Raw genomic sequence first — 12535 nt, 5'->3', positions numbered from 1 at the left:
TTATCTTCTTCTATGAGAACACCAGAATGACACGTAAATATAACTTTTGTGCAGGTCCCGCAGCACTTCCTGAAGCGGTTCTTAAAACAGCTCAAGCGGAGATTCTTGATTGGCAGGGCCGCGGTCTTTCCGTAATGGAAATGAGTCATCGCAGTGATGAGTTTGTCGCTATTGCCAAAAAAGCAGAGCAAGATTTTCGCGATTTGCTTGGTGTTCCAGATAATTACAAAGTGTTGTTTATGCAAGGTGGCGCAAGCAGCCAGTTTGCGATGGTGCCTCTAAACCTGTTAGGGCAAGGTGGTCAAGCCAATTATGTGAACACTGGTGTCTGGTCGAAAAAAGCCATTGCAGAAGCCAAGCGTTATGGCAACGTGAACATTGCCGCAAGCACCGAAGACCGAAACTTCTTTATTGCACCAAGCCAATCAGAGTTGCAACTCTCTGAAGATGCGGCTTACTTGCATTACACCAGTAATGAAACCATTGGTGGTTTGCAGTTTGATTATGTACCACAAGTGGGTGATGTGCCTTTAGTCTGCGATATGTCATCTGACATTTTATCTGCACCTATTGATATCAGTCAGTTTGGTTTGATCTACGCCGGCGCGCAGAAAAATATCGGCCCAGCAGGTTTAACCATCGTGATCGTGCGCGAAGACTTATTAGGACGTGAGTTGGCACAAAACCCAACTATGTTCAGCTATAAAGTCGCTGCTGATAATGATTCGATGTACAACACGCCTCCAACTTACGCACTGTACTTATCAGGTTTAGTATTTGACTGGCTGAAAAACGAAGTCGGCGGCATTGATAAAATGGCTGAAATTAACCAGCGTAAAGCCGCTAAACTTTATACTGCAATCGATAACAGTGCCTTCTATGGTAACCCTATTGCGATACCCAACCGCTCGATTATGAACGTGCCATTCACTTTGGCTGATGCAAAGCTAGAGTCGGTGTTCCTAAAAGAGGCGGAAGCTGCTGGCTTACTTAACCTCGCAGGTCACCGTTCTGTAGGTGGTATGCGTGCAAGTCTATACAACGCAGTGCCAGAAGCTGCGGTTGATGCATTGATCGCCTTTATGGCCGATTTTGAACAGCGTCAAGGTTAGTAAGGCAGATTAAAGCTTAAAGCAAGGATTCAAAATAATGACAGAAGCAGAGCAGCTCGCAATATTACGCGACCAAATTGATCAAATTGATCAACAGATTCAAACGCTGATCAATCAGCGTGCACAGTGCGCACAAAAAGTAGCCGAAGTGAAACAAGCTTCTGGTGGTGATGTGCAGTTTTATCGACCAGAGCGTGAAGCGCAGGTTTTACGCCGTGTGATGGAGCGCAATCAAGGCCCGCTTTCTGATGAAGAGATGGCGCGCTTGTTTCGTGAAATCATGTCCGCTTGTTTGGCACTAGAAGAGCCTGTAAAAGTAGCGTTCTTAGGTCCAGAGGGTACTTTCACTCAAGAGGCTTCCCTCAAGCACTTTGGGCATTCGGCTGTTACTACGCCAATGGCCTCGATTGATGATGTATTCCGCGAAGTAGAAGCGGGTGCGGTGGCCTATGGTGTGGTGCCTGTTGAGAACTCAACAGAAGGCGTGATTAGCCATACCTTAGACAGCTTTATTGATTCATCACTAAAAATATCGGGTGAAGTGGTGTTGCGTATCCACCAGTATCTACTGGTAGGTACGAATACCCGTCGTGATAAGATTTCACGCATCTATTCCCATTCGTCCTCGTTGGCGCAGTGCCGTAAGTGGTTAGATCAGCACTATCCAACCGCTGAGCGTATCGCGGTAAGTAGCAACGCTGAAGCGGCACGCTTGGTGCAAAGTGAATGGCATTCAGCCGCAATCGCTGGGGATATGGCTGCCCAGCTGTATGGGTTGGAAAAATTGGCGGAACGTATTGAAGATCAGCCTGACAACTCTACTCGCTTCCTGATTATCGGTAATCAGGAGGTGCTGGCCAGCGGTGATGATAAAACCTCCTTAATGGTGGCCACCCGCAATCAGCCGGGTGCTTTGCATGATTTATTAGAACCATTCCACCGTTTAGGTATTGATTTAACGCGTGTAGAAACTCGCCCTTCAAAAGTAGGGGCTTGGAACTATGTGTTTTTCATCGACTTTGCCGGTCATGCGGGTGATGAGAAAGTACAAACTGCACTGAAAGAGATCGGTCAGCGTGTATCAGATATGAAAATTTTAGGCTCATACCCTAAGGGTGTACTGTAAAAAGTTGCTTTTAGCGGTAATCTCTATCTAAATCGTTGCCCTATTGTTTGTTAATAGGTGTAACCAAACGGGAGGCTTGTCCTCCCGTTTTAACAACAGCGTGAGTCGTCGACTTTAACCATTTCGCAGTACCATCACTGACAAGGCAGATTTCATCATGGCATGTGACTTTATCGAATTAGCCAACAAAGGTGTGCAGGGTTTACAGCCTTATCAGCCGGGTAAGCCGGTTGAAGAGTTAGAGCGCGAGCTGGGTATTAGCAATATTGTTAAACTTGCCAGTAATGAAAACCCCCTTGGGCCAAGCCCAAAAGCCTTAGCCGCCATTGAAAAAGTCTTACCAGAGCTGACCCGTTATCCTGATGGTGCAGGCTTTCGTTTACGCAGTGCTATTGCAGAGCAATTAGGTGTTGCCGCCAATCAAGTCACATTAGGCAATGGTTCTAATGATGTTTTAGAGCTAATTGCTCGCGCTTATTTAACTGGGCATAGTGCGTCTTTATATTCTCAACACGCCTTTGCGGTTTACCCGATTGTGACCCAAGCCATTGGCGCACAGCATATTGTAGTGCCCGCTAAAAACTGGGGGCATGATCTTGAGGCGATGGCCGCAGCGATCACTGAGAAAACCCGCGTTATTTTTATTGCCAACCCTAATAATCCGACGGGTACTTGGTTAACAGAAACTGAGGTACGTGCATTTCTAGATCAAGTGCCAGAGCGCATTATTGTGGTTTTAGATGAAGCCTATACCGAGTATGTGTCTGAAGCTGAGTTCCCGAATGGTATTACGCTATTAAACGACTATCCGAATTTGGTTGTCACACGCACTTTCTCAAAAGCTTATGGCTTAGCCGGTTTGCGGGTGGGTTACAGTGTCAGCAATCCACAGGTTGCAGATATTTTAAATCGTATTCGTCAGCCTTTTAACGTCAATATGATGGCACAAGAAGCAGCGATTGCAGCTTTGGCGGATACGGATTACTTACGAAAAGGTGTTGAGTTAAACCAACAAGGCATGGCTTATCTGGAGTCTGAGTTTAAGCGCCTAGGATTAAGTTATATTCCTTCTGTGGGTAACTTTGTCTGTGTTGATGTGGGACGTCCTGCAGGCCCTGTTGATCAAGCCTTGTTGCACGAAGGCGTGATTGTTCGTCCTGTTGGGGCTTATCAAATGCCAAACCATCTGCGTATCTCTATTGGTACTATGGCTGAAAATCAGCGCTTTATTGAAGCATTAGAGAAGGTGCTGGGGTGAAGCAAATCAAGACAACCCTTATCATAGGGTTAGGGCTTATAGGGGGGTCTTTAGCGAAAGCGTTAAAGGCTGCTCAGCTAGGTGGCACGCTTATTGGCTGTGACCGAGATCAATCGGAAATTGACCTAGCGTTAAAACTGGGCATGATCGACCAAGGCTCTGTGATGGCAACCGATTGGGTCGCACAAGCCGATCTGATCATTTTGTCGGTGCCTGTTATCGCAATGGAAACGGTGATGCAACAGATTGCACCTTATTTGCGAGCAGACAGTATTGTTACAGATGTGGGAAGCAGTAAAGGTTCTGTTTTGGCAGCAGCAGAGCGCACTTGGGGACAACTGCCTGTAAACTTTGTTTTGGGGCATCCTATTGCAGGTTCTGAAAAGAGCGGTGTAATGGCTGCGAAGGTCGATCTGTATCAGCGTCATAAAGTGATTGTCACACCAGCACCTTGTAACTCAGCGTTGGCGATACAAACTGTGACCCAGCTTTGGGAAGCCTGTGGTGCAGAAGTGTTGACGATGGAGATCGCCCGCCACGATGAAGTGCTAGCGGCTACGAGCCATTTGCCACACCTTTTGGCATTCTCACTGGTCGATACTTTAGCGCGCCAAGATGAAAATTTAGAAATTTTCCGCTATGCCGCAGGTGGCTTCCGTGACTTTACCCGTATTGCGGCCAGTGATCCGGTGATGTGGCGGGACATTTTTATCGCCAATCGTGATGCGGTACTACAGGCCCTTGGACATTTTGAAGAGGGTGTTGCGCGTCTGCGAGCTGCGGTAGAGCAGTCAGACAGCGATGCGATGTTAGGTATTTTTACCCGTGCAAAATCAGCACGGGATCATTTTTCAAGAATTTTGGATAATTCGGCTTATATTCCTATGCAAAACACATTGATTCATTACCGTGCAGCACCTGGTAAAGCGTTGTCAGGTCGACTACGTGTTCCGGGCGATAAATCAATTTCCCACCGTTCCATCATGCTGGGTTCTTTAGCGGAAGGTGTTACCCATATTACAGGTTTCCTTGAAGGTGAAGACAGCTTGGCTACGCTACAAGCGTTCCGCGATATGGGCGTTGTAATTGAGGGTCCGCATCAGGGCGAAGTGACCGTACACGGGGTTGGCTTGAAGGGCTTAACCAAACCGGCAGGGGCGCTGTATTTAGGTAACTCTGGCACGTCTATGCGTCTGTTGGCGGGTTTAATGGCGGGTCAGAACTTTGATGTTGAATTAACGGGTGATGCCTCTCTCAGTAAGCGCCCAATGGAGCGTGTTGCAGCGCCGCTACGTGCAATGGGTGCTGTAGTTGAAACGTCAGAGGGTGGACGTCCACCAATGATTATTCGTGGTGGACAAGCGCTAAAAGGTATTCATTATGATATGCCAATGGCCAGTGCACAGGTGAAATCTTGTGTCTTATTGGCAGGCTTGTATGCCCAAGGCGAAACTACAACGGTAGAGCCAGCGCCTACCCGTGATCATACAGAGCGTATGTTGACAGGTTTTGGTTATCCTGTGGCGCGTGAGGGTGCATCTGCAACAGTTATCGGTGGCGGTAAATTGACAGCAACCGATATTGATGTACCTTCTGATATCTCTTCTGCGGCTTTCTTTATGGTAGCAGCCTCTATTGCAGAAGGGTCAGACATCACGATTGAGCACGTTGGCTTAAATCCAACACGCGTAGGTGTGATTAATATTCTGCGTTTGATGGGGGCTGATATTAGCCTAGAAAACGAGCGCGAAGTGGGTGGAGAGCCTGTTGCGGATATTCGTGTGCGCTCAGCTCAGTTAAAAGGTATTGATATTCCTGAAGATCAAGTGCCTTTAGCCATTGATGAATTTCCTGTTATTTTCATCGCAGCGGCTTGCGCACAAGGTGTGACCCGTTTGCGTGGCGCTGAAGAGTTACGAGTTAAAGAAAGCGACCGCATTCAAGTGATGGCCGATGGTCTGCTTGCACTGGGTATCGAGTGCACGGTGGTTGACGACGGTATTGATATTACAGGGGGTACTCTTCAAAGTGGTGCTGTGCATAGCCGTGATGATCACCGTATCGCCATGTCATTTGCAGTAGCTTCTTTGCGCTCACAGGGTGAGATTTTCATCGAAGATTGTGCCAATGTTGCGACCTCGTTCCCTGGCTTTGTTGAGTTAGCTAATGGCGCGGGCATGAATCTTAAAGTTGAAAAGGTAGAGGGCTAGGCTTATGGCATCTGTTATCACTTTAGATGGCCCCGGTGGTGCAGGTAAAGGCACTATTAGCCAAATTATTGCAGCAACTTTGGGTTGGCATTTATTAGACAGCGGCGCCTTGTATCGTTTAACTGCATTGGCGGCTGAACGTCATCAAGTGGCTTTTGACGATGAAGCTGAGTTGGCCAATATCGCCCGCCAACTTGACGTTGCTTTTTTACCCGGTGCAGAAAATGAACCTGTAAGGGTGATGCTAGAGGGTGAAGAGGTTTCCCAAGCGATTCGCACAGAAGCCTGTGGTAATAACGCCTCTAAAGTGGCGGCTTTAACTGCGGTACGCGATGCTTTATTGCAGCGTCAGCGTGATTTTAATCAAGCGCCTGGTGTTGTCGCAGATGGTCGTGATATGGGTACAGTTGTGTTTACTGATGCGCCCTTGAAGATCTATCTGACGGCAAGTGCAGAAGAACGTGCGACTAGACGCGTAAAGCAGTTGCAAGCGGCAGGTATTGATGCTAAATTCCAAGCCATTTTAAGCGAGATACAATCTCGCGATGGTCGTGATATGAATCGTGCTGTTGCCCCTCTAAAGCCCGCCGATGATGCTATCATGTTAGATACAACTGAAATGACCATTCCGGAAGTGGTGACCTACATCTTGGATCAGGCAAAGGCGAAAGCTTTGGTTTGATCGTTTTTGTATTGAATTATTTCTGGCGCGTGTTTGATTGCAGTGTCATAGGGAGTGGCTGTTCCTTTTCTGATAAACAGCCACTGTCTGAACCAGCGTTAACACTATCAAACACATTTTGCATGAAGCCCGTATTCGCTGGTGATACGGAGACTGTGGAGAAGCAATCTACATAAACGTTTGGCGCTTAATCTTCAATCGATAAGAGGTGCTTAACGCTTTGATTGTCTATCCCTTAACTTGTTGATCACGTAGGAAAAATAATGAGCGAATTAAGCTTTGCTGAAATGTTTGAACAGAGCCTTCAAGAAGTTAACATGGAGCCGGGTGCCATTGTTACTGCCGTTGTTATCGATATCGATGGCGACTGGGTAACGGTACACGCGGGTCTAAAATCTGAAGGCGTTATCCCACGCTCTCAGTTTGTTAACGAAGGTGAAGAGTTCACTTTAGCAATTGGCGACGAAGTACAAGTAGCACTTGAAGCTGTTGAAGATGGCTTCGGTGAAACTCGTCTGTCTCGTGAAAAAGCGAAACGTGCTGAGTCTTGGAAAGGTCTAGAAGAAGCATTCGAGAAGAACGAAATCGTTAAAGGTGTGATCAACGGTAAAGTTAAAGGCGGCTTCACAGTTGACGTTTGCAACATCCGTGCGTTCCTACCAGGTTCTTTGGTTGATGTGCGTCCTGTTCGCGACACAACTCACCTTGAAGGTAAAGAGTTAGACTTCCGTGTAATCAAACTGGATCCTAAGCGTAACAACGTTGTTGTTTCTCGTCGTTCAGTTCTGGAAGCAGAAAACTCTGCAGAGCGCGAGCAGCTGCTAGCGAACCTGCAAGAAGGTCAAGAAGTTAAAGGTATCGTTAAGAACCTGACTGACTACGGTGCGTTCGTAGATCTAGGCGGTGTTGACGGCCTGCTGCACATCACTGATATGGCTTGGAAGCGTATCAAGCATCCTAGCGAAATCGTAAACGTTGGTGACGAAATCAACGTTAAAGTACTGAAGTTCGACCGTGATCGTAACCGTGTTTCTCTAGGTCTGAAGCAGTTGGGCGAAGACCCATGGGTGAATATCATTGCTCGTTACCCAGAAGGCACTAAAGTAACTGCACGTGTTACTAATCTGACAGATTACGGCTGCTTCGCTGAGCTGGAAGAAGGTGTTGAAGGTCTGGTTCACGTTTCTGAAATGGATTGGACTAACAAAAACATTCACCCATCTAAAGTGGTTAACGTTGGTGACGACGTGGGTGTTATGGTTCTGGATATCGACGAAGAGCGTCGTCGTATTTCTCTGGGTATCAAGCAGTGCACTGCTAACCCATGGGAAGAGTTCTCTGGCAAGTTCAACAAGAACGACAAAGTGTCTGGCTCTATCAAGTCAATCACTGACTTCGGTATCTTCATCGGTCTAGATGGCGGCATCGATGGTCTGGTTCACCTGTCAGACATTTCTTGGAACGAAACTGGCGAAGAAGCTGTTCGCAAGTACAAGAAAGGCGACGAGATCGAGACAATCATCCTGTCTATCGATCCAGAGCGTGAGCGCATCTCTCTAGGTATCAAGCAGCTGGAAAGCGATCCATTTGCTGAGTACGTATCTGAGCATGACAAAGGCATCCTAGTGACTGGTAAAGTTGTATCTGTTGATGCAAAAGAAGCCATCGTTGAGCTAGCAGCTGACGTAACTGCTGTTCTGAAAGCTTCAGAAATCAGCCGTGACAAAGTTGAAGATGCACGTAACGCACTGAACGAAGGTGATGAAGTTGAAGCGAAGATCGTTAGCATCGATCGCAAAAACCGCATCATCAACTTGTCTGTAAAAGCGAAAGATGCAGCAGACGAGAAAGCGGCTCTAGCGAAAGTACGTTCGCAAGAAGTTGAAGCTGCAGGTCCAACCACAATTGGTGACTTGATCAAGCAGCAAATGGAACAAAACTAATCGTTATTGATTAGATCGTTCTAAAAAGCCACCGCATTTGCGGTGGCTTTTTTTTATTTAAAATTTGATGCACTACAGCTTTTTGGCTTAGAAGGCTTGAATTCCCCCGTTTTGTTGCTAAATTGCATAAATACATATAGTTGTAATAAATAGACTGTTTTATTAAGCGCCAAATACAGTCACAAGGAATGGCAGATGGGAATTTCGTATCGGTCTTATATTGGTCAAAGTAGTAATCACTTCTCTGATACTTTACCAACCCCCGCTAATGGCAATCTCTCTTTTAACACCCCCGTGGGCAGTTGTATTGACCGCCTAGGACGTGTTTGGGTTGCAGACACCGCACATAATCGTTTGGTGATTCTGGATAAAACGCTAGAACAGGTGCTACAAATTTATGGCACTGTTGGTAGCGGTGCTCAGCAGTTCAATATGCCTTTCCGATTGTTAGCGCATCCTAATAAAAACTGGATTTATGTCACAGATATTGGTAACAAACGGGTACATATCTTAAATTATGATGACCTGTCAGCCATTGAACCTATCAATCATTTTGGTAATAGCGCAACAGTTGAGCTCAAGGGGCCAAATGGTATCGTCTATCATGAGGGCAAACTTTGTGTAGCCGATGAATTCTACGAAGGGGAAAATGGCGAAAGCCGTTTAGTTATTTTTGATGAGCTAGGTCAATATCTTTACGAGATTAAGGCAATTACAGGCCCAACCCTTGATGAGCCTTTACACTTGCTATGGCCGCAAGGTTTAAGCATTGATGAGAAGGGCCTTCTTTATATCGCTAACACTGGTTTTAATACCGTTATTCGGTGTGACTGGAAAGGGCAATCAATGCCTTTTTCTGCAACCAATAAACCCTATATAGATGGTTTAGAGCTGGCTCGTGATGTATCAGTGATTCAAGGTCGAATTTTAATCCCAGGCGCAGAAGCGAATTCTATTGCTGTATACGGATTAAATGGTCGTCGCCAAGGCCTTTTACAAGGCTTTTTTGCACCGATTCAAATCACTGCATTTCCAGAGAGTAATAGGTTACTTATCACTGAGCCTATTTTAGCCTCAGTACAACTTCATGAAATTAATCTGCGGGCGCTACAGAAAGACAACCAGCGTTCAACATTGGTGCTTAAATCTATAGGTGATGAACGTGATCAGTTCGGGCAGTTGCATTTTGTCACTTCAACGGCAGGTGAGTTATCTACATTAAGACCAAGCTCAACACCTACGCTAGAAAGCCCCTTGGAGCGCCTAATTGAACAACAGCAAAGTTTGCAAGAGCAGGTCTTGAAAGCTTTGCAGCCTGAAGCGATGCCTGCTTGGCTCAGCATGAGTTTAAGCTGGCAAACAGAGTGGTTACAGCGTTGGCAGCGAAGCTGGATCAATCTTTTTATACCTAAAAAAGAACTCGGTACATCTGATGTACTTTGGATGGTTGATGCAGGTAACTACCAGCTTCAAGCCTCAGACAAAGCTGATGTTGATAGCGCTAGAAAAGCAAGTTTGCCTTTATTACCAGGTTCATTGGGTATTGTTGCACTAAAGCCTTCAACGCCTTTGCCTAATCAATACCATTATGACTCCCCTTTATTGGTCGTTAGCAATTTTTTAAGCGGAATTGTCACAATTTATCAATATTATCCCCCTTTGGATGAGCTAATTCCCTATACCGTTTTTGGTGCATTGGGCTCTGAACCTTGGCAGTTGAGCAAGCCTCAGGGCATAGCGGTAGACCCTACTACAAATGATATTTTAATTGCAGATTCAGGCAATAATCGTATCTCACGCTGGCGCTTGAATGCTGCTGGCATAGTAGGTCTGGTAGATGTTTTCGGTAGGCTTGGTGATCAAGAAGGAGAGTTTCATACCCCTTCTGATATTACAGTAGATATGCAAGGCCATTGCTATGTAAGCGATCAGTTTAATAATAGGATTCAAGTCTTTGATGGCAATGGCCAGTTCCTGCGAAGTTGGGGGCAAGCTGGTTATGGTTCCGCAGGCGATAACTTTTTACTTCCAACCAGTATAGAGCACGACAGAGGCTATATATTTGTATCTGATCTAGTTAATAGGGCTATTAAAGTTTTCAACATAGATGGGCAGTTTATTAATAGTTTTAGTGGCTTCGGGGCAGATCAAAATTTAGGTCAAATGTGGATGCCTTATCTCATGCATGTCAAAAATGGCAAAATTTATCTACCTGACTGTGCATTAAATCGAATTAATTTATATCAGTTTGAACCGGAGTAAAAGGTAATGAGTGTTTTTAATAAGGCTTCAAAAATAAGGCTAAAAGTTAAACAGCATCCTGTTCAAATAGCTGAAAAAACCTCTCAAGAAGCCGTCATGAAGGTAGCTTCTATAAGCGAGTCAGATCGGCTCCTTAATCACTTCAGGGATGTTATCTCAACGTCATGTCAAAGAGATGTAGATGATGACCGACTTGTTGATCAATTGAATCAACTTCAAGAGGCGCATCAACAGTTATTGGCAAAGCAATGTTTAACTGGGCCTCAGGGCTAATCAAATGGAGTAATTTGCAATGGGGCAATCATCAATATCTATCGCAACACGAGCGTGGATGATTTTGGGGCTATTTGCGATTGGATTGTTGGCGAATACTTTAATGGATGCAGCGAAAATGCGAGAGCATTTGCGTAGCAGCTATGAAAAAGGGGTTACTTTACTTGTTGAAAGTGCTGTAGGTGTAATGACCCATTACCATGAGCTGAGCCAACAGGGTGCTTTATCTGAAGATGAAGCCAAAAGGCAGGCTCTAGCGGCTGTATCTGCAATGCGCTTTGATAATGGTAACTACGTGTTTGTCGGTGACAAAGAGGGTATTGCTATTGCCAATGGTGTTAAGAAACTGATCGGTAAGAAAATCACAGGCTTAAAAGACCCTACAGGTAATATGTTTGTACAAGCACTTTACGATAAAGCGCGTGCAGGAGGTGGATTTGTCGATTACAAATGGCCAAATGCTAAAAATAAAGAGCAATTAGACCCTAAAACCAGCTATGCCACTTATTTTGCTCCTTGGCAGTGGACTGTGGGCAGTGGTTTAAATATGGACGCCTTACAAGCAGATATCACCACGTCTGAGCTGAAGTCTATTCTCAATGGCAGCATAATTTTGGTCATTCTGTCCCTAATTTTGGCCTTTTTCATCCGCAGCATCACCACGCCTTTGAATAAAACTGTGCAGGCGATGAAAGACCTGTCGCAGGGTGATGGCGACTTAACTCAGCGTTTAAAAGAAGAAGGCAGCAAAGAGCTTGTTGCTCTAGCTAAATATTTCAATCATTTTGTGAGTTCTATACAAGGTATTATGCAAGAGGTTAGTCACTCAGCTGAACGTTTGGCCTCTTCTGCTACTCAGATGGCAGCCTCAACAAGCTCTGTTGATGACAGTGTGGGTCGCCAAAAAGATGAAGCAGAACAACTGGCTAGCGCAATGTTACAGATGATGGCTAGCGTTGACGAAGTCACCTCTCGTACAGTACAGGCAACAGAATCTACCGCACAAGCAACGAGTGAAGCACAGGCCAGTCAGAAAATCATTCAGCGCAATATATCTGAAGCGCAGATGTTGTCAGAAGATATTGGTCAAGCAGGAGAGGTGATTGCTAAGCTTGCGGAGGATAGTCGCAATGTTGATACCGTATTAGAAGTGATTCGCGGTATTGCTGAGCAAACTAACCTATTAGCCTTGAATGCTGCTATTGAAGCAGCACGAGCAGGCGAGGCAGGGCGTGGCTTTGCTGTTGTAGCGGATGAGGTCCGCACGTTATCGCAACGGACGCAAGAGTCGACTACTGAAATTCAAACTATTGTTGAAAAATTACAAGGTGCAGCTGAACAAGCTGTGAGCGTAATGAGTAAAGGTGCAGAAAAAGCAGTTGCCGCAGCTAGCACCTCAGCATCTGCAGGGACAGCTTTGGAGAGTATTGCTGATGAAGTCAGTGCTATTCAACGTATGAACCAAGAAATTGCAGCGGCCTCTGAAGAACAAAGTACAACGGTTGCCAATATTAATCACAATGTTGTGAGTTTAAGAGATCTCACTACCAATGTTGCGGCTGAATCCACTCAGATGGCCCAAGCCAGTAATGAACTGCAAAATGTGGCACAAAAAATGATTGGTATGATCAAACGGTTTAAGATTAGTTAGATATGGGTTTGCCTAAAA

9 protein-coding genes are annotated in these 12535 nt (G+C 45.6%); all 9 read left to right on the top strand.

Going from position 1 to position 12535, the window contains the following annotated elements; all coding sequences use genetic code 11:
- The first annotated feature begins 26 nt into the window (after positions 1-26).
- The 9 genes from serC (at position 27) to B5D26_RS00705 (ending at position 12517) form a co-directional block, all read left to right on the top strand.
- On the top strand, positions 27-1112 hold the full coding sequence (gene serC, locus B5D26_RS00745) for a 3-phosphoserine/phosphohydroxythreonine transaminase (RefSeq protein ID WP_078743772.1): 1086 nt from the start codon (positions 27-29) through the stop codon (positions 1110-1112).
- Between the two features lie 37 nt (positions 1113-1149).
- Positions 1150-2238 carry a prephenate dehydratase gene (gene pheA, locus B5D26_RS00740; protein WP_078743771.1) on the top strand — a complete coding sequence of 363 codons (1089 nt, stop codon included), beginning with the start codon at positions 1150-1152 and terminating at the stop codon, positions 2236-2238.
- A gap of 157 nt (positions 2239-2395) precedes the next feature.
- The gene (hisC, locus tag B5D26_RS00735; RefSeq protein WP_078743770.1) at positions 2396-3496 is read left to right on the top strand and encodes a histidinol-phosphate transaminase; all 1101 of its coding nucleotides are present in this window, start codon (positions 2396-2398) and stop codon (positions 3494-3496) included.
- Positions 3493-5706, top strand: coding sequence for a bifunctional prephenate dehydrogenase/3-phosphoshikimate 1-carboxyvinyltransferase (locus B5D26_RS00730; protein ID WP_078743769.1), 2214 nt, complete (start codon positions 3493-3495; stop codon positions 5704-5706). Before hisC ends, B5D26_RS00730 begins: the two co-directional genes overlap by 4 nt.
- A gap of 4 nt (positions 5707-5710) precedes the next feature.
- Positions 5711-6388, top strand: a complete 678-nt coding sequence (cmk, locus tag B5D26_RS00725; RefSeq protein WP_078743768.1) for a (d)CMP kinase — start codon at positions 5711-5713, stop codon at positions 6386-6388.
- 263 nt (positions 6389-6651) lie between these two features.
- Positions 6652-8331, top strand: a complete 1680-nt coding sequence (gene rpsA, locus B5D26_RS00720) for a 30S ribosomal protein S1 (RefSeq protein WP_078743767.1) — start codon at positions 6652-6654, stop codon at positions 8329-8331.
- 195 nt (positions 8332-8526) lie between these two features.
- Positions 8527-10593, top strand: a complete 2067-nt coding sequence (locus tag B5D26_RS00715) for an NHL repeat-containing protein (RefSeq protein WP_078743766.1) — start codon at positions 8527-8529, stop codon at positions 10591-10593.
- Positions 10594-10599: 6 nt separating this feature from the next.
- Positions 10600-10866 (top strand): hypothetical protein, encoded by a 267-nt coding sequence (locus tag B5D26_RS00710; protein ID WP_078743765.1) that lies wholly within the window; start codon positions 10600-10602, stop codon positions 10864-10866.
- Between the two features lie 19 nt (positions 10867-10885).
- Positions 10886-12517, top strand: coding sequence for a methyl-accepting chemotaxis protein (locus tag B5D26_RS00705; protein ID WP_078743764.1), 1632 nt, complete (start codon positions 10886-10888; stop codon positions 12515-12517).
- Positions 12518-12535 lie beyond the last annotated feature (18 nt).

Origin of the sequence: Oceanospirillum multiglobuliferum, assembly GCF_900167095.1 — a bacterium.
Lineage (GTDB): Bacteria > Pseudomonadota > Gammaproteobacteria > Pseudomonadales > Halomonadaceae > Oceanospirillum > Oceanospirillum multiglobuliferum.
This window is presented reverse-complemented; position numbering and strand designations above follow the sequence as displayed.